The 18,484-nt window shown below is 68.3% G+C and carries 14 protein-coding genes and 1 pseudogene; 2 read left to right on the top strand and 13 right to left on the bottom strand.

The features are described 5' to 3' along the window. Nucleotides 1-6 precede the first annotated feature (6 nt). From AC07NI_RS15605 to AC07NI_RS15580, 6 genes are all read right to left on the bottom strand, one after another. Nucleotides 7-2,028: a tetratricopeptide repeat-containing sulfotransferase family protein gene (locus tag AC07NI_RS15605; RefSeq protein WP_494620711.1), complete on the bottom strand. Its 2,022-nt coding sequence runs from the start codon at nucleotides 2,026-2,028 to the stop codon at nucleotides 7-9. A 167-nt stretch (nucleotides 2,029-2,195) separates the two neighbouring features. Next, on the bottom strand, nucleotides 2,196-3,452 hold the full coding sequence (locus tag AC07NI_RS15600) for an NAD(P)/FAD-dependent oxidoreductase (RefSeq protein ID WP_494620709.1): 1,257 nt from the start codon (nucleotides 3,450-3,452) through the stop codon (nucleotides 2,196-2,198). Further along, a complete protein-coding gene (locus AC07NI_RS15595; RefSeq protein WP_494620708.1) occupies nucleotides 3,445-4,842 on the bottom strand; it encodes a glutamine synthetase family protein in 1,398 nt (465 codons plus the stop codon). The genes AC07NI_RS15600 and AC07NI_RS15595 overlap by 8 nt, the downstream gene beginning before the upstream one ends. Beyond that, nucleotides 4,839-6,242, bottom strand: a complete 1,404-nt coding sequence (locus tag AC07NI_RS15590; RefSeq protein ID WP_494620706.1) for an aspartate aminotransferase family protein — start codon at nucleotides 6,240-6,242, stop codon at nucleotides 4,839-4,841. Before AC07NI_RS15590 ends, AC07NI_RS15595 begins: the two co-directional genes overlap by 4 nt. A gap of 136 nt (nucleotides 6,243-6,378) precedes the next feature. After that, on the bottom strand, nucleotides 6,379-7,497 hold the full coding sequence (locus tag AC07NI_RS15585; protein WP_494620704.1) for an ABC transporter ATP-binding protein: 1,119 nt from the start codon (nucleotides 7,495-7,497) through the stop codon (nucleotides 6,379-6,381). Further along, nucleotides 7,494-8,351, bottom strand: a complete 858-nt coding sequence (locus AC07NI_RS15580; protein WP_494620702.1) for an ABC transporter permease — start codon at nucleotides 8,349-8,351, stop codon at nucleotides 7,494-7,496. The genes AC07NI_RS15585 and AC07NI_RS15580 overlap by 4 nt, the downstream gene beginning before the upstream one ends. On the opposite strand from AC07NI_RS15580, the pseudogene AC07NI_RS15575 reads away from it, so the two are divergent. Continuing rightward, nucleotides 8,352-8,573, top strand: a pseudogene (locus tag AC07NI_RS15575) (hypothetical protein); the annotation flags it as partial. Here the strand turns inward: AC07NI_RS15575 and AC07NI_RS15570 are convergent. The 7 genes from AC07NI_RS15570 to AC07NI_RS15540 all read right to left on the bottom strand — a co-directional run bounded on the left by AC07NI_RS15570 (nucleotide 8,515) and on the right by AC07NI_RS15540 (nucleotide 17,051). After that, nucleotides 8,515-9,423, bottom strand: coding sequence for an ABC transporter permease (locus AC07NI_RS15570; RefSeq protein WP_494620700.1), 909 nt, complete (start codon nucleotides 9,421-9,423; stop codon nucleotides 8,515-8,517). The pseudogene AC07NI_RS15575 and the gene AC07NI_RS15570 sit on opposite strands and share 59 nt — an antisense overlap. 61 nt (nucleotides 9,424-9,484) lie before the next feature. Next, nucleotides 9,485-10,579, bottom strand: coding sequence for an ABC transporter substrate-binding protein (locus AC07NI_RS15565; RefSeq protein WP_494620698.1), 1,095 nt, complete (start codon nucleotides 10,577-10,579; stop codon nucleotides 9,485-9,487). 33 nt (nucleotides 10,580-10,612) lie between these two features. Beyond that, a complete protein-coding gene (locus AC07NI_RS15560) occupies nucleotides 10,613-11,992 on the bottom strand; it encodes a glutamine synthetase family protein (protein WP_494620696.1) in 1,380 nt (459 codons plus the stop codon). Next, a complete protein-coding gene (locus AC07NI_RS15555) occupies nucleotides 11,989-13,350 on the bottom strand; it encodes an aspartate aminotransferase family protein (protein ID WP_494620694.1) in 1,362 nt (453 codons plus the stop codon). The genes AC07NI_RS15560 and AC07NI_RS15555 overlap by 4 nt, the downstream gene beginning before the upstream one ends. Further along, entirely contained in the window at nucleotides 13,347-14,792 is a 1,446-nt protein-coding gene (locus AC07NI_RS15550; protein WP_494620692.1) for an NAD-dependent succinate-semialdehyde dehydrogenase, read from the bottom strand. The genes AC07NI_RS15555 and AC07NI_RS15550 overlap by 4 nt, the downstream gene beginning before the upstream one ends. Nucleotides 14,793-14,796: 4 nt before the next feature. Beyond that, complete coding sequence (locus tag AC07NI_RS15545) at nucleotides 14,797-16,296, bottom strand: aldehyde dehydrogenase (RefSeq protein WP_494622234.1); 1,500 nt, start codon at nucleotides 16,294-16,296, stop codon at nucleotides 14,797-14,799. Nucleotides 16,297-16,352: 56 nt separating this feature from the next. Continuing rightward, on the bottom strand, nucleotides 16,353-17,051 hold the full coding sequence (locus tag AC07NI_RS15540) for a GntR family transcriptional regulator (protein ID WP_494620690.1): 699 nt from the start codon (nucleotides 17,049-17,051) through the stop codon (nucleotides 16,353-16,355). A 47-nt stretch (nucleotides 17,052-17,098) separates the two neighbouring features. Here AC07NI_RS15540 and aptA point away from each other — a divergent pair, with 47 nt between their 5' ends. Further along, nucleotides 17,099-18,412, top strand: a complete 1,314-nt coding sequence (gene aptA, locus AC07NI_RS15535) for an omega-aminotransferase AptA (protein ID WP_494620688.1) — start codon at nucleotides 17,099-17,101, stop codon at nucleotides 18,410-18,412. Nucleotides 18,413-18,484: the final 72 nt, after the last annotated feature.

Below are 18,484 nucleotides of genomic sequence, written 5' to 3'. Positions count from 1 at the left end.
AGATGGTCAAATAACGGGCGCGTTCGGATAAGCGTCCAGGACCGGCCCCAATGCCTGCTTGAGCGGGTCCAGGTGCGATTCGAATTTCTGCCAGTGCTCGACGGCGTCCTTGAAGATCGGGCGGCGCACCTGTTCTGAACTGGCGGTGCGGACGGCGCGGTCGTTCTCGTGCGGCGACAGGCAGGCCTCCTCGAACGGTAGTCCGCAATGGGCCAGCAGGGCGCGGATTTCTGCCTCCGGATCAGCGATCATGTGCTCGTAGATCACCCGGTGCACACGTCCGGGCAGCACCGCATCGAAATGCGCCATCAACTCCACATAGTCGGCGTAGTAGCGGCCGATGTCGGTCAGGTCGTAGCTGAACGCCTGCCCCCGCGCGAAGTGCTGCTTGAAGCCCGAGAAGCAGCAGCCCAGCGGGTGCCGGCGGGCGTCGATGATCTTGGCGTTCGGCAGGATCAGATGGATCAGCCCGGCGTGCGCGAAGTTGTTGGGCATCTTGTCGATGAAGAACGGTCGGCCGGTCTTCCGCTGGATACGGGTGCGCTCCAGGAACTCCTCGCCCAGGGCCTTGAGGTCGTCGGCGGAGAGGTCGGCCAGGCTCTCGGGATAGGTCGACTCGGCGCGGGTGGCGGTCTTGCCCCCTAAGCGCCGGGCCATGACGATCAGGTCGGGCAGCTCCATGGTGCCCTCGACCTGGCTGTGGCTGGCCAGGATCTGCTCGACCAGGGTCGAGCCCGAACGCGGCAGGCCGACGACGAAGATCGGATCGGGCGCCTGCGACCCCTGCCCCGCCCGCGCCGCCAGGAAGGCCGGGGTGAACACCGCCTTGGTCCGCGCGGTGTCGGCGGCGTTCTCTTGCGCGTCGTAGGCCAACTGTTTCCGCCGGATCGCCGCGCCTTCGGCATAGCGGGCAAACGACTCGTCCCATCGGCCGGCGTCCTCGAACGCCTTGCCCAGGGCGTAGTGCAGGTGCAGGCGGTCTTCGTCCTCGAGGCCCGGAGCCTCTAGCGCCGCGGTCATGGCGGCCAGGTCGTCGTCGCCGAACTTGACGGTCTTGAGGTTGGCCAGACTCCACCAGGCCTCGCCCATGGTCGGCTGCAGGGCCAGGGTCTGGCGATAGGCGGCGACGCAGTCGGCCTGGCGGCCCACGGTCTTCAGCGCGTGGCCATAGCTCATCCAGCCCTTGGGCTGGTTGGGATAGTCCTTCAGCACCCGCTCGTAGACGGCGATGGCGCGGTCGTACTCGCCCAGTCGCGCCAGGATCGCCGCGTAGAGATTGGCATAGCCCGGATGGCGGCCGTCCTTGGCCGTCAGCATCTCGATCTGGGCCAGGGCCGCCTCGTTCTTGTTCTGGCGATAGAGCATGGTCGCCAGGTTGTGTCGGGCGGCGGCGAAGTTCGGGGCCAGCTCGACGCAGCGGGTCAGCAGGCCTTCGGCGTCGGCATAGCGGCCCAGGCGCGCGCCGGTCTCGGCCAGCATGCGGATGGCGGCGATGTCGCCAGCATCGGCCTTCAGCCGCTCCCGCAGCAGCCGCTCGGCCTCGCCCAGCTTGTTGTCGGAGAGCGCGGTGGCCGCCTCCATCAGCAACGGATCACGGGTCGAGGCGCGCAGCTGGCGGGCCAGGGCCTTCTCGGCCCCGACGCTGTCGCCCAGCAGGTCGAGGTTCTCCGACAGGCCGCGCCAGGCCTCCGACAGGCGCGGCTCCAGGGCGCTGGCCCGGTCGAAGGCGCGGACAGCCTCGGCCGTGCGGCCCAGTTGCTCCAGGCTCAGCGCCAGCTCCAGCTGGGCCAGCGGCAGGTTCGGCAGGGCGGCGACCAGCGGCGCGACGGTCGCGGCGGCGGCCTCGGGATCGCCGGAGAGACGAAGCGCGGCGGCCAGCACCCGGGTGGTGTCGGCGTGACGCGGCACGACCTCCAGGATCGCTCGCGCCTGTTCCGCCGCCATCCGCGGATCCGCCTCCAGCAGCCGCTCGGCATGCTCCAGCGCGGCGGCGAGACTGAGGGCGGGCTGGGCGGTCGTGGAGTCCATGCGACGAGGAGAGCGAGACCCGAAGGAGGTGTCAATCAGGTGCGAAGATGCTCCCCCGCGATGCGGGGGAGCTGTCGCGAAGCGACTGAGGGGGCGAGTACGGCTTAGGCAGAGCTAGCCCCCTCCGGCCCTCTGGGCCACCTCCCCCGCATCGCGGGGGAGGATCATCACAACCGATCTCTCAACGCGTACCAACTCAGCCCCGCCACCGTCAGCGGCCAGCGCAGCAGGCGGCCGCCGGGGAATGGCGGGGTCGGGACGCGGGAGAGGAGCTCGACCCCGGCGGGGTCGCCCAGCGCCGCGTCGGCCAGCAGCTTGCCGATATAGGGCGCCAGCATCACGCCCTGCCCCGAATAGCCGGAGGCTGTGCGCACGCCCGGCGCGATCTCGCCGACGAACGGCATGCGGCTCATGGTGATGCCCAGCGTCCCGCCCCAGGCGTGGGTGATCGGGACGTCGGCCAACTGCGGATAGACCTTGGCCAGGTTCTCGCGGACCAACCCCGCGATGTCGGACGGGAAGCCTGGTCGATAGTTCTCGCCACCGCCGAACAGCAGCCGGCCGTCGGCGGTCTTGCGGAAGTAGTTCACGACGAAGCGGCTGTCCGACACCGCCGCGTTCGAGCGGATGATCGTCTCGGCCACGTCGTCCAGCGGCGCGGTGACGGCGATGAAGTTGTTGATCGGCATGACACGCGCGCGGGCCTTGCCGGCCATGGCGTTCAGCAGGCCGTCGCCGCTGAGGATCAGTTGGTCGCAGGTGACCAGACCGGTCGCGGTCTCGACGACGATCTTGCAGCCCTCGCGTCGCCAGCTTTCGGCGCGGGTGTGTTCGTGGATCGTCAGCCCCCGCGCCATGCCGAGCGCCAGCTTCAGCGGATGCACATGGCCGCCGCCGCGATCGACCAGGCCGCCGTGATAGACGTCCGTGCCCAGCTCACAGGCCAGGTCCTTCTCGTCGATCAACGCGAGCTGGTCGTAGCCGTAGCGGTCGGCCATCAGCGCCGCATAGGCCGCGTCCTCGGCCTCGCCGCCGCGCTTGTGGCGGGCGTGGATCATGCCCGGCCGCCAGTCGCAGTCGATCGTGTCGGTCAGCGTCCGGAAGTGCGCCCGAGCGTCCTCGGCCAGGCGCCACAGGGCCAGGGCGTCATCGCGGCCGACAGTCTTCTCCAGCCAGGCCTGGTCGCGCCGCTGGCCGGTATGAACCTGCCCGCCGTTGCGCCCCGTCGCCGCGCAGCCGACTCGGCCGGCCTCCAGCACGACGACACTCGCTCGCCCCGCCAACGCCGTGGCCGCGCCAAGCCCGGTGAAGCCCGCGCCGATGACGCAGACATCGGCCGTCACGTCGCCGTCGAGCGGCGGCAGCGCGGGGACCCCGGCCGCGGTCGCCGCGTACCAGTTCCCCGCGCCGTAGGGCTCAGACATTCAGCAGCAGGAACTCCCGCTCCCACGGGCTGATGGTGCGCATGAAGGTCTCGTACTCGGCCTGCTTCACGCGGTCATAGGCCTGGCAGAAGATCGGCCCCAGGATCTCGACCAGCGGCTCGCACTGCTCGAACAGCTTCAGCGATTCCGTCAGGCTGCGCGGCAGCTGCACGCCCGCGACGCTGGCGTCGGTCTCGACCGGTTCGCTAGGCGTCAGCCCCTGGGTCATGCCCAGATAGCCGGCCGCCAGCGAGGCCGCGATGGCCAGATAGGGATTGGCGTCGGACGAGGGAATCCGGTTTTCCAGCCGGCGGTTGGCCGGGTCCGACGGCGGCACCCGCAAGCCGCAGGTGCGGTTGTCGTAGCCCCACTGGGTGTTGACCGGCGCGCCCGAGTCCTTGGCGATCCGGCGATAAGAGTTCACATACGGCGCCAGTATGGCCATGATCGCCGGCAGATAGGTCTGCTGCCCGCCGATGAAGCCATGGAACAGCGCCGTCTCCTCGCCCTTCTTGTCCGAGAACAGGTTCTTGCCGTCCTTGTCGACGATCGACTGGTGGATGTGCATGGCGCTGCCGGGCTCGCTGGCCATCGGCTTGGCCATGAAGGTGGCGTAGATCTCGTGCTCCAGCGCCACCTCGCGGATGGTGCGCTTGAACATGAACACCTGGTCGGCCAGCTCCAGCGGATTGCCGTGGCGGAGGTTGATCTCCATCTGCGCCACGCCGCTTTCGTGGATCAGGGTGTCGATCTCCAGGCCCTGGCGCTCGGAGTATTCGTACATGTCCTCGAACAGCGCATCGAACTCGTTCACGGCGCTGATCGAATAGCCCTGACGGCCCGTCTCCGGACGCCCCGAACGGCCGATCGGGGGTTTCAGCGGGTAGTCGGGGTCGGTGTTCTTGTCGACGAGATAGAACTCGATCTCCGGCGCGACGATCGGCACCCAGCCCTTCTCGGCATACAGCGCCAGCACGCGCCGCAGCACCTGGCGCGGAGCCTCCTCGACCGGGCGGCCGTCGGGGTGGAAGGCGTCGTGGATCACCTGGGCCGTCGGGTCCTGCGCCCACGGCACCGCCGCCAGCGTGGCGAAGTCCGGGGTCAGGAAGATGTCGGTGTCCGATTGCACCGCGCTGACCGCGCCCTCGAACTCAGGGAAGTCGCCGGTGATGGTCTGGTAGAACACCGCCAGGGGCAGGTTCATCGACGGGGTGCCGAGGAACTTGCGCACCGGCATGATCTTGCCGCGCGCCACGCCGGCCAGATCGGGCACCACGCACTCGATCTCCTCGATGCTCTGCCGCGCGAACCACGCCTGGGCCTCTTCCAGAGACGAGACGCCCCGGTTCAACGTCGTCTCGCGCTTGGCCTTGTTGTGCTTGGGCTTCATGCCGCGGCCTCCGGTTTCAAGGCGCGCAGCACGGGCTCGGCCTCGTCCAGAGACTGGCGGATGATGGCGACAAGTTTGTCGATCTCGGCGTGGGTGATGATCAGTGGCGGGCAGCAGACGATGCTGTCGCGGATGGCGCGGACCATCAGGCCGTTCTTGATGCACAGGTCGCGGACGATCGGACCGGCCTCGCCTTCCTTGTCGAGGAAGCGATGGTTGGTCCCCTTCTCGCGGACGATCTCGACCGCGCCGATCAGACCCAGCGAGCGGGTCTCGCCGACCAGCGGGTGGTCGTTCAGCGAGGCGAGCGCCTTGGCGAGATACGGCCCCGTGTCGTCGCGGGTGCGCTCGATCAGGCTCTCGCGCTCCAGGATCTCGATGTTCTTCAGCGCCACGGCCGCGCAGGTCGGGTGGCCGGAGTAGGTGAAGCCGTGGATGAAGTCGCCGCCCTTCTCGCGCAGTTCGGCGACGATGTGGTCGGCGACGCCCACGGCCGAGATCGGCAGGTAGCCGGACGACAGGCCCTTGGCCATGGCGATCAGGTCGGGCTTGATGCCGTAGTGCTGGTGGCCGAACCACTCACCGAGGCGCCCGAAGCCGCAGATCACCTCGTCGCAGACCAGCAGGATGCCGTACTTGCGGCACAGGGCCTCGACCGCCGGCCAGTAGCCGTCGGGCGGGATGATCACCCCGCCCGCACCCTGCACCGGTTCGCCGATGAAGGCCGCGACGTTCTCGGGGCCGACCTCCAGGATCTTGTCCTCGATCTCCTTGACCGCGCGATCGCGGAAGGCGGCCGGGTCCTCGCCGAAGCCGTCGCCGAACGGATAGGGCTGCATGACGTGCTCGACGCCCGGGATCGGCAGGTCGCCCTGCTTGTGCATGTGCTTCATGCCGCCCAGCGAGACGCCGGCCACGGTCGAGCCGTGATAGGCGTTCCAGCGGCTGATGAAGACCGTCCGCGACGGCTGCTCCTTGAGCTTCCAATAGTGGCGGACCAGGCGGAAGACCGTGTCGTTGGCCTCCGATCCCGACGAGTTGAAGAACACGTGGCTCAGTTGGCCGCCCATCTTCTCGGCGATCTTGGCCGCCAGGGTCACGGTCGGCGGCGTCGCGGTCTTGAAGAAAGTGTTGTAGTACGGCAGCTCCAGCATCTGCTCGTAGGCCGCGTCGGCCAGCTCCTTGCGGCCATAACCGACATTGACGCACCACAGGCCGGCCATGCCGTCCAGGATCTGGTGGCCCTCGCCATCGTGGATGTAGATCCCGTCGGCGCGGGTGATGATCCGGCTGCCGCCCAGCTCGGCGATGACCTTGTGGTCGGCCTGGGCCGGCAGGTGGTGGGCCAGGTCGAGGCGCTTGAGCTCGGCGATGTCGTGGTTGCGGATCGGGACGGTCATGAGGCTTTCCCTGCTTCACTCTTATCCGCTCATCCCCGCGAAAGCGGGGACCCAAGCGGTGTTTGTTGTTTCGCTGGAGCACTCACCGCCAGCTCGGCTTGGGTCCCCGCTTTCGCGGGGATGATCGGTTTAGGAGTTACGAGAGCAACACCGCCGGCGAGCAGGCGTGCCAGCACAGCCAGACGGTCTCGCCCAGCTTGAAGTCCTCCTGGTCCCAGCGGGTCAGGTTCGAGCGCTGGACCTTGATCCGGCGGCCGCCGGCGATCTCGACCTCGTAGGTCGACGACCCTCCCAGATAGGCCTCGTGCTTGATGACACCCGCGATGGCGTTGGTCCCTTGCGGGCAGTCGCCGAGGTTCGGCGGGGTGTCGCCCTCCTTCTTGTGCAGCTCGATCTTCTCGGGACGGATCGCCGCCCAGACCGTGCCGCCGCGCGCGCCGGTGACGCCGTGGTCCAAGAAGATGTCGACCGGCAGATCCGGCGAGCGGATCACCGCGTGGCTGGGCTCGTCGACGGCCAGCACGCCCTCGAACAGGTTCACGCCGCCGATGAAGTCGGCCACGAACCGGCTGTTGGGGAACTCGTAGAGGTCGTTGGGCGAGGCCACCTGCTGCAGCAGGCCCTTGCTCATCACCGCGCAGCGGGTGGCGAGCGCCAGGGCCTCGTCCTGGTCGTGGGTGACCATGATGAAGGTGATGCCGACCTTCTCCTGCAGGGTGCACAGCTCGGTGCGCATCTGCTCGCGCAGCTTGGCGTCCAGGGCCGACAGCGGTTCGTCCAGCAGCAGCACGCGGGGACGCTTCACGAGCGCTCGGGCCAGGGCCACCCGTTGCCGCTGGCCGCCCGACAGCTGGTCGGGCTTGCGGCCGCCATAGCCGCCCAGTTGCACCAGCTCCAGGGCCTCCTCGACGCGCCGGTCGCGCTCGGCCTTGCTGACCTTGTCGACCACCAGGCCGTAGGCGACGTTGTCGGCCACGGTCATGTGCGGGAACACGGCGTACGACTGGAACACCATGTTCACCGGCCGCTTGTTGGGCGGCACGTTGGAGATGTCCTGGCCATCGATCAGGATGCGGCCCTCGGTGGGCGTCTCGAAGCCGGCCAGCATCCGCAGCAGGGTGGTCTTGCCGCAGCCCGACGGCCCCAGCAGGGCGAAGAACTCACCCTCCTCGACGGTCAGCGAGACGTTGTCGACCGCCGCCAGCTTGCCGAAGCGCTTGGTGACGTTCTCGAAGGTGATGATCGGCTTGCTCATTTAGCGTCCCCCGCCCCATGCCCCGCTGTGGCGGCCGGGTCCCCCTGCAGTTTCAGCGCCGCCGCGGTCAGCAGCACGGTCAGCACGATCAGCACCGTCGAGGCCGCATTGACCTCCGGCGTCACCGAGAAGCGGACCATCGAATAGACCTTCACCGGGAAGGTCACCGTGTCGGGACCGGCGGTGAAGAAGGTGATGACGAAGTCGTCCAGGCTCAGCGTGAAGGCCAGCAGCGCGCCGGCCACCAGCGACGGGGCCATGTGCGGCAGGATCACGTCGCGGATGGTGCGGAACTCGCCGGCGCCCAGGTCGCGGGCCGCCTCCTCCATCTCGCGGTTGAAGCTGGCCATGCGGGCGCGCACGACGACCGCCACGAACGGGAACGAGAACGACACGTGGGCGATGATGATCGCCCCCAGGTTCAGCGGCCAGGCCAGGCCCTGCGGCCAGGGCATGACCCGGGCGAAGAACACCAGCATGGCCACGCCCATGCAGATCTCGGGCACCACGATCGGCAGGGCCAGCGCCCCGTCCAGGGCCGTCTTGCCGGGGAAGCGGAAGCGCCACAAAACGAGCGCCGCCGAGGCTCCGAGGATCAGGCTCAGCACGGTCGAGACCGCCGCGATGGTCAGGCTGTTGCCGAACGCCTCCAGCAGGGCGGAGTCGTTGAACAGCTTGTCGTAATATTTGAGCGTGAAGCCCTTCCAGACGATGTTGCGCCGGCTGTCGTTGAAGCTGAACGCCATCAGCGCGATCAGCGGCGCGTAGAGGAAGATGGCCACGGCCGCCAGCCAGGCCTGCATCTGCCAGCGGCGGAGATATTCGAGGGGACCGGGGGGCGATTTCTTGGTCATCAGAGCGCCCCCTCCGTCTCGTCGCCTATCGGCGCCGATCCACCTCCCCCGCAAGCGGGGCAGGAGAAGAGAAGCTGCATCTCCTCACCCGTGAAACGGGGGAGGTGGCGCGATGCGGATCCGCATCGTGACGGTGGGGGCGCTATGGCTCGGATTTGGCGGCTCATCCCTTGGCCTCCGGCGTGCGTTTGGCCAGGACCGCCTGGATCGCGATGGCGATGAAGGTCAGGTACATCAGCACGAACGACATGGCCGCGCCGAAGGGCCAGTCGTTGGCGCGCTTGAACTGGCGCTCGATGACGTTGGCGATCATCTGGCTGTCGGGCCCGCCCAGCAGGTCTGGCGTCAGATAGGCCCCCAGCGCCGGGATGAAGGTGATCAGGATCCCCGAGGCGATGCCCGGCAGGGCCAGCGGCACGACCACCTTGAACAGGGTCCGCATGTGCCCGGCGCCGAGGTCGAGGCTGGCCTCCAGCAGCGACTTGTCCAGGCGGTCCAGAGCCGAATAGAGCGGCAGCACCATGAAGGGCAGGTGCACGTAGACGAGGCCCAGGATCACCGCGAAATTGTTGTGCAGCAGCTCCAGCGGCTGGAAGTCGCCGAGCGGCTGGAGCCCGACCAGCGTCGCCAGCCCACTACCGCCCTTCCACAGCCATTCCAGGCCCTGGTTGGCGAAGCCCTCGGTGCGCAGCACGGCGATCAGGGCGTAGGTGCGGATCAGCAGGTTCGTCCAGAACGGCAGCATGATCAGCAGCAGCAGCCAGGTCTTGGCCTTGTCGGAGGCGAAGGTGATGGCCAGGGCCACCGGGAAGCCCAGCACCAGGCACAGGAACGTCGTCAGCCCCGCCACCCAGGCCGACTTCAGGAAGATCTTCAGGTACAGCGGCTCGATCGCCCGGGCGTAGTTGTGGAACGTGCCGCTGATGGCGATCTCGGTCAGGCCGGCGTTGTGGCCGAAACTGTAGGCCCAGACGATCGCCATGGGCGCGAGGAAGAACAGCATCAGCCACACCAGCGGCGGTCCCAGCGCCGCGGCGAAGACGGCTTTCGCCTGTTTCCAGGATTGTTCCATCCGGGTCCCCCGTTTGTGGTGGAGGCTCCGCCGCTTCGCGGCGGAGCCTCTAGGTCAGCCCTTAAGCCGCCCGCACCCGCGTGATGATTTCCTCGTACAGGCTGGCCTTTTCGGCCCCTTCGAAGGCCCCGTACTCGCACTTGGCCATCACGTCGGCCGGCGGGAAGATCACCTTGTTCTCGCGGTAGCTCTCCGGCATCAGCGCCTTGGCCGCCGCGTTGGGGGTCGGGTAGAGGATCGTCTTGGTGATCTCGGCCCCGGCCTGGGCGTCCAGCAGGTAGTTGATGAAGGCGTGGGCGTTGTTGGGACGCGGCGCGCCCTTCGGGATGCACAGGGTGTCGCTGTTGATCAGCGAGCCTTCCTTGGGCACCACGAAATCGAGGTCCGGGTCGTCCTTCATCACCTGGGCGATATCGCCGTTATATTCCAGCACCAGGTCGACCTCGCCCGAGACCAGCAGGTCCTGGCCGTTGTCGTCGTGGAAGGCCTTCACGAACGGCTTCTGCTTGATCAGCATCTGCTCGATCTTCGGCAGCATGTCGGCCGGGATGTCGTTGACGCTGTGGCCCAGATATTTGGCGGCCAGGCGCACCAGGTCGGCGCTTTCCGACAGCAGGGCGATGTGGCCCTTGTACTTGTCGCTGTCGAACAGCCACTTCCAGCTGTCGGGCACGCCCTGGACCTTGCTCTTGCGATAGCCGATGCCCAGCAGCAGCCAGGTGTAGGGCATCGAGTACTTGCGGCCCGGGTCGAAGTCCGGGTTCAGGAACGACGGATCCAGGTTCTTCATGTTCGGGATCTTGGCGTGGTCCAGCACCTCGAGCATGCCGGCCTGGCCCATGCGGGTGACGAACTCGTTCGACGGCACGATCACGTCGAAGCCCGGATTGCCCGCCTTGAGCTTGGCGAACAATTCGTCGTTCGTCGCGAACAGGCTCATGTTCACGTCGACGCCGGACGCCTTCTTGAAGTCGCCCAACGTGGTCTCACCGATATAGGTGTCCCAGTTGTAGAAGTTCAGCTTGGGCTCTTCGCCGTTCGCCCCGGTGGCCTTAGGCTTCTCGCCGCAGGCCGTGAAGCTGAGGCCGATCGCCGCCGCCCCGAAGGCCGTCAGCAGCGAGCGCCGCGAGGCCCCGCCATTCCTGTATCCGCTCATCCGAAACTCCCTCTTGTTTCGTTGCAGTTGTTGTCAGGCGTTACGCAGGTACCAGTCGAAATCGAGCTCGGTGACGACCTCGAAGAACCGCGCCTGTTCGGTACGCTTGACCGAGACGAACATGTCCACGAAGCGGTCGCCGAGGTAGTCGCGCAGCACCTCGGACTTCTCGAAGAGATCCACCGCCGCGAACCAGTTGGCCGGCAGCCGCGACTTCTCCTTGGCCGCCGCCGCATAGCCGTCGCCGACCACCGCCGGGCCCGGATCGATCTTGTTCGTCAGGCCGTGGTGGGCGCTGGCCAGCAGCACGGCCATGACCAGGTACGGATTGCCGTCGGCGCCCGCGACACGGTGCTCGACGTGGCGCGTCTTGGCCGGACCGGCCGGGACGCGCAAGGATACGGTGCGGTTGTTGACGCCCCAGGTGGCGGCGACCGGCGCGTAGCTGTTGGCCTTGAAGCGGCGATAGCTGTTGGCGTTCGGCGCCAGGATCGCCATGCCGTCGCCCAGCAGCGCCTTCATGCCGCCGATGGCGTGCTTGAGCATCGCCGAGCCCTCGGTGTCTTCGGCCGCGCAAAGGTTGTTCCCGTCCGCGTCGTTGAAGCTGACATGGACGTGGAAGCCGTTGCCCGCGCGGTCGGCCCAGGGCTTGGCCATGAAGGTCGCCTCGACCCCGTGTCGCAAGGCGACGCCCTTGGCCATGCGCTTGTACAGCAGGGCGTCGTCGCAAGCTCTCAAAGCATCGGGCTTGTGCTTCAGGGTCAGCTCGACCTGGGCCGGGGCGAACTCCGAGATCGCGCCTTCCAGCGGCACGCCGATCACGTCGGCGGTGTCCCACAGCTCGCGCAGGAACGGCGCGTGGGCCTCCAACTCGGGCAGGCCATAGACCTGGATGCCGGTGGGGCGCAGGCCGGTCTGCATCGACTTGGCCGGCTGCAGCTCGCCGTTCGGGCCGCGTTGCAGGTCGACGAGGTAGTATTCCAGCTCGCACGCCGCGACCGGCGTCAGGCCGTCGGCGGCGTAGCGGTCCAGCACCCGTTGCAGCACGTGGCGGGGATCCAGATCGTTGGCCGTGCCGTCCAGCTCGTACATCGACAACATGACCTGGGCGACGTCGGGACCCAGCCACGGCGCCAGGGTCAGGGTGCCCGGCACGGGCCGCGCGCGACGGTCGGCGTCGCCGTCTTCCCAGACCAGACCCGTGTCCTCGCAGTCGGCGCCGTTGGTGTCGACCACCAGCACCGAGCCCGGCAGGAAGCGGCCGTACTCGTAGATCGCCTCCAGCTCATGCACCCGCAGCCGCTTGCCGCGCGGCACGCCGGTCATGCTGGTGAAGAACACGTCGACGAACCGCACCTGCGGGTGGGCGGCGAGGAAGTCGCGGCATTCCTGGATGTCGGCTACGGCGCTCATGCGTCCCCCATCGCGATCGCGAAGCCGTCCACGGCCGCGACCAGCCGGTCGATCGCCGCGTCGTCGGTGACGGGCGAGACCAGCATCATGTTGTGGAAGGGCGCGATCAGGACGCCCCGGTTGATCAGCCACAGATGGAGCGCGTCCACGGCCTGGTGGTCCAGCGCTTTCCGCATCGTGGCGGCATTCTTCGGTGGAGGATCGGCGAAGACCAGCTCGACCCGCGCGCCGACGTGGGCGACGGACCACGGCAGCTTGCGCGCGGCGATCACCGCCTTGAGGCCGGCGACCAACCGCTCGGCGCCGGCCAGCATCTTGGCGTAGGCGGCGTCGGTCATCACCTCCGACAGCATCGCCCGCATGGCGGCCATGGCGAGCGCGTTGCCCGACAGCGTGGTGCCGATGCCGGACTGGCCCGGACCGATCCGCTGCTGGGCCGCGTCCATCCGCGCCGACAGCTCGGCCGTGACGCCCCAGACGGCGGCGGGGATGCCCCCGGCGACGGCCTTGCCCAGGACGAAGACGTCGGGCTCCAGGGCGTAGGCCTTCGTGTAGCCGCCGGGACCGGTCGAGATCGTGTGGGTCTCGTCGATGATCAGCAGCGTCCCGGCGTCGCGGGTCAGCTGGCGCAGGGCGTCATGGAAGCCGGGCTCGGGCAGGATCATCCCGCAGTTGGTCATCACCGGCTCGGCCAGCACGGCGGCGACGTCGCCCGGTGCGAGGGCGGCTTCCAGGGCCTCAAGATCGTTGAAGGGCACGACGCGGGTGGTGCTCGTCAGGTCATGAACCTGGCCCAGCAGGCCCGGCTTCATCACGCCTTCGCCGTCCTTGAGCACCACGAACGCGTCGTCGACCATGCCGTGGTAGCAGCCGTCGAACACCAGCAAGACAGGGCGCTGTGTCACCGCTCGCGCCCAGCGGATCGCCGCGCGGTTGGCGTCGCTGGCCGTGGTCGCCGTCTGCCACAGCGGCAGGCCGAAACGCTCGGCCAGCAGCTTGCCGACGATCACCGCCGAGGCGGTCGGTAGCATGAACCCGGCCCCGCGCTTGATCTGGTCGGCGACGGCGGCGGCCACCGAGGCGTCGCCATGGCCGAACATCGCCGGCGTGTCGCCCAGGCAGAAGTCGTCATAGAGCTTGCCGTCGACATCGGTGACCTGCGCGCCGACGCCCTGCGCGGCAAAGATCGGCGATGGGCTGGCCCAGTCGTTCATCCAGTGCATCGGCGCGCCGCCGCGCCAGACGCCGGCCGCGGCCTTGGCCATCGCCGCCGATCGCGGATGCTCGGCCGTGAACCGCGCGCGCTCGGCGGCGATCAGGTCGGACAGTCCGTTACGGGCGGCGACGGCTACGCTCATGCCACCCCGCCGAAACAGAGGTACTTGGTCTCCAGGTACTCATCGAGACCCTCGGACGAGCCCTCGCGACCCAGGCCGGATTCCTTCACGCCGCCAAACGGCGCGACCTCGGTGGAGATCAGGCCTTCGTTGATGCCGACCATGCCGGCCTCGATCGCCTCGGCCACCCGCCAGCAGCGGGCGACGTCCTTGCTGTAGAAGTACGAGGCCAGGCCGAATGGCGTGGCGTTGGCCAGCTCAATCGCCTGCTCTTCGGTGTGGAACTTCACGATCGGGGCGACCGGGCCGAAGATCTCTTCTTGAAAGAGACGCATGTCGGGCGTCGCACCGCTGAGCACGGTGGGCTGGTAGAACAGCCCGCCCAGGTCGTGGCGATCGCCGCCCACGACGACCTTGGCGCCATCGGCGACGGCGTCGCGCACCAGGCTCTCGACCTTGGCGATGGCCTTGTCGTTGATCAGCGGGCCGATGACGACGCCCTCGTCCGTCCCCGGTCCGACCTTGAAGGCCGCGACCTTCTCGGCCAACCGCGCGACGAAGGCGTCGTGGATGCCGGCCTGGACGATCAGGCGGTTGGCGCAGACGCAGGTCTGGCCGGTGTTGCGGTACTTGCTGGCGATCGCGCCATCGACGGCGGCCTCCAGATCGGCGTCGTCGAAGACGATGAAGGGCGCGTTGCCGCCCAGCTCCAGGCTGAGCTTCTTCATCGTGCCGGCGCACTGCTGGTACAGCACCTTGCCCACCGGCGTGGAGCCGGTGAACGACAGCTTCCGCACCCGGCCGTCCTCGCACAGCGCCTTGCCGATGCCGGCCGAGTCCTTGCCGGTGACGACGTTCAGCACGCCCGCCGGCACGCCCGCCTCGACCGCCAGGCGGGCGATAGCCAGGGCGCACAGCGGCGTCTCGGCGGCCGGCTTGACCACCACGGTGCAGCCCGAGGCCAGGGCCGGACCGACCTTGCGGGTGATCATGGCGATCGGGAAGTTCCACGGCGCGATGGCGGCGCAGACGCCGATCGGCTGCTTGATCGACATCAGCCGCTTGCCCGGCATCGGGGTCGGGATGGTGTGGCCGTAGCCGCGCTTGGCCTCGTCGGCGAACCAGTCGATGAACGCCGCGCCGTAGCTGACCTCGCCCTTCGACTCCGCCAGCGGCTTGCCCTGCTCGGCGGTCATCAGGCGCGCGAGATCGTCGGCGTGGGCGAGCATCAGGTCGCTCCACTTGCGCAGGATCGCGCCGCGCTCCTTGGCGGTCTTGGCGGCCCAGGTCGGGAAGGCCCGATGCGCGGCCTCGATCGCTACCCGCGTCTCGCCGGGACCCAGGTCAGCGACTTCGGCAATCACCGTCCCGTCGGCCGGATTGAGCACCTCGAAGGTGGCGTCACCCTCGATCCACAGGCCATCGATGAAGGCTTCGGTTTCAACGAGATTCAAGCGGGTCATGCGGCTACCTCAGCGTCACGGACACCGACTTCAGGTCGGCGTACTTGTGCAACGCATGAAGGCTGCGGTCGCGGCCAAAGCCCGACTGCTTGAAGCCCCCGAACGGCATGGTGATGTCGCAGGCGTCCCAGCCATTGACCCAGACGAGCCCGGCCTTCAGCCGCTTGGCCCCGCGCAGGGCCCGGTTGATGTCGGAGGTCCACAGGCCCGCGGCCAGGCCATAGACGGTGTCGTTGGCCAGCTGGATCGCCTCGTCCTCGGACTTGAAGCTCATCACCCCCAGCACCGGCCCGAACACTTCCTCGCGGGCCAGGGTGTGGTCAGGCTCCAGGCGATCGAAGATCGTCGGCTCGACATAGAAGCCACCGCTGTCCTGGCGGATGCGCTGGCCGCCCAGCACCCGCCGTCCGCCCTGGCTGTCGGCGGTGGCGATGTAGTCCAGGGCGGTGTTCATCTGCCGCTCGCTGACCATGGCCCCGAACTGGGTGGTCGGATCCAGCGGATCGCCGACGACCATGCCCTTGGCCACAGCCACGACCTTCTCGAGGAATTCGTCCTTGATCGAGGCCTCGACCAGCAGGCGCGAGGCGGCGGTGCAGACCTCGCCCTGATTATAGAACACGCCCCAGGCGGCGGCCTGGGCGGCCGCGTCCAGGTCCGGGCAGTCGGCGAAGACGATCTGGGGCGACTTGCCGCCCAGCTCCAGGCTGATCCGCTTCAGGTTCGAGCGGGCGGAATATTCCATCAGCTTGCGGCCCACCGGACCCGAGCCGGTGAAGGCGATCATGTCGACGTCGTTGGACAGCGCCAGCGCCTCGCCGGCGACGCCGCCGAGACCCGGGACGACGTTCAGCACGCCCGGCGGCAAGCCGGCTTCCAGCGCCAGTTCGCCCAGCTTCAGCGCCGTCAGCGGCGACTGCTCGGCGGGCTTCAGAACCACCGAATTGCCCATGGCGAGCGCCGGCGCGACCTTCCACATCGCCATGTGCAGCGGGAAGTTCCACGGCACGATCGCGCCGATCACGCCCAACGGCTCGTGGACCGCGTAGCTCAGGCGATCGGCGGGCGAGGCCCCGACCTCGCCATAGACCTTGTCCAGCGCCTCGGCGTACCAGCGGCAGGTGTTGATCGCGAGCGGCACGTCGACATTGCGCGCGTCGCTGATCGGCTTGCCGACGTCCAGGCTCTCCAGCAGCGCCAGCTCCTCGGCGTCGCGCTCCATCAGCTCGGCGAGGCGGAACAGCACCTTCTTCTTGGCGCGCGGACCCTGGTCGCGCCAGCGGCCGTCCTCGAACGCCGTGCGGGCGCTGAACACGGCCAACGCCACGTCCTCGGCCTGGCAGGCGGTCACCAGGTTCAGCACCTGGCCGTCGCGCGGCGAGACATTGTGGAAGGTCGCGCCGGTCACGGCCTCGACCAGCGCGCCGTCGATCACCGCCCGGCTGGGCAGCTCCAGGCGGGCGAGGCGGTCGGTGATGTCGGCGGGCAGGGTCACGCGGGAAATCCGTACTTATTGTGATCACAGTTTTCCGGCGAACCGGAAGTGTCAAGCATCCGACTTTATGGGCCGGCGTCTACCGCGGCGCGCATCTTGTCCATGCCTTCGGAAAGGTCAGCGGCGATGGCGCGGCGGGCGCCGTCGGCGTCTCCGGCCTTCAGGGCGTCGATCGCCTCGGCGTGGCGGTCGGCGGCGAGATCGTCCGAGCCCACCCGGCCGAACACCACCCGCATGAACGGCCCGACCTGCAGCCACAGACCGCCGGCCATCGACAGCAGGATGTCGGCCCCCGCCCGCTCGTAGAGGGCGAAGTGGAAGGCGTGGTTGGCGGTCATGTAGCGGTCGACATCGCCCAGCCGCAGGGCCTCGTCGACATCGGCGTCGATGGCCTGCAGCTGGCGGATCAGTCCTGGATCGGCGTTTTTCGCCGCCCGCGCGGCCAGCTCCGGCTCGACCCACAGCCGGGCCAGGGACAGCTGCTCCAGCCGGTCGGCGGTCAGGGAAGGGACGGACAACCGCTTGTTGGCCGGATTGATCGCCAAGGCCCGCTCGGCGACCAGCCGGCGGACGGCGTCGCGCACCGGCATCGGACTGACGCCCAGCTCGGCGGCCAGACTGCGCAACGACACGCCCTTGCCTGGCGCGATGCGACCGGTGATCAGCGCCTGGCGGATCGCCTCGTACACCTGGTCGTGGACGGCTGTCTGATCGGCGAGCGGTTTGCGCACTTTCCCAACTACCGGATTGAGGTGACTTGCCAAGTCACACCCAACTGCGATCACAATGCAAGCGCCTCGGAGAGCTCCCTATGTCCAGCGCCAACGACCTCGACGCCTTCTGGATGCCGTTCACGCCGAACCGGCGATTCAAGAGCAACCCGCGCATGCTCTCGTCGGCCAGCGGCATGCTCTACAAGACCCCCGAAGGCCGCGAAGTGCTGGACGCCACGTCCGGCCTCTGGTGCGTCAACGCCGGCCATGATCGGCCCAAGATCCGCGAAGCCATCCAACGCCAGGCGGCCGAGATGGACTACGCGCCCTGCTTCAACATGGGCCACCCGCTGGCCTTCCGGTTCGCCTCGCGCCTGGCCCAGGTGACCCCGCAGGGCCTCGACCGCATCTTCTTCACCAACAGCGGCTCGGAGTCGGTCGACACCGCCCTGAAGATCGCGCTGGCCTACCACCGCGCCCGGGGCAAGGGGACCAAGACGCGGCTGATCGGCCGCGAGCGCGGCTATCACGGCGTCGGGTTCGGCGGCATCTCGGTCGGCGGCATCCCGACCAACCGCAAGTATTTCGGCTCGCTGCTCACCGGCGTCGACCACCTGCCCCACACCCACGGCGTGCCGGGCAACCTGTTCGCCAAGGGCCAGCCCGAGCACGGCGCCCATCTGGCCGACGACCTGGAGCGGATCGTCGCCCTGCACGACGCTTCCAACATCGCCGCCGTGATCGTCGAGCCGGTGGCCGGCTCCACCGGTGTGCTGGTGCCGCCCAAGGGCTATCTCGAACGCCTGCGGGCGATCTGCGACAAGCACGATATCCTGCTGATCTTCGACGAGGTCATCACGGGCTTCGGACGCCTCTCGGCCCCGTTCGCCGCCGACCGCTTCGGCGTCACGCCCGACCTGATCTGCATGGCCAAGGGCCTGACCAACGCCGCCGTCCCGTGCGGCGCCGTGGCGGCCTCGACCAAGATCTACGACGCGATGCTCGAGGGCGCCGACGCCCCGATCGAGCTCTTCCACGGCTACACCTATTCGGCCCATCCGCTGGCCTGCGCGGCGGGCCTGGCCACCCTGGAGACCTACCAGGAGGACGACCTCTTCAACCGCGCCGCGTCGATGGAGGCCTACTGGCAGGAGGCCATGCACAGCCTGGCCGACGCCCGCCACGTCATCGACATCCGCGGCCTCGGCCTCGTCGCCGGCATCGAGCTCGCGCCCCGCGACGGCGCCCCGACCGCCCGCGCGCTGGAGACCTTCGAGAACTGCTTCGACGAAGGCCTGCTGATCCGCGTCACCGGCGACATCATCGCCCTGTCGCCGCCGCTGATCCTGGAGAAGAGCCACATCGACCGCATAGTCGAGACGATCCGTGCGGTGCTCGCCAAGGTCGACTAAGCCCTTGCTGCATTTGTCCTTAGGACAAATACGGAAAGCCTCTTGTCGTCCGACCGCGAACACAGCAAGCCT

It is taken from the genome of Caulobacter sp. GW821-FHT10E02 (assembly GCF_059415225.1).
The sequence above is the reverse complement of the archived record's forward strand: the minus strand, read 5'-3'. Positions and strand labels throughout refer to the sequence as shown.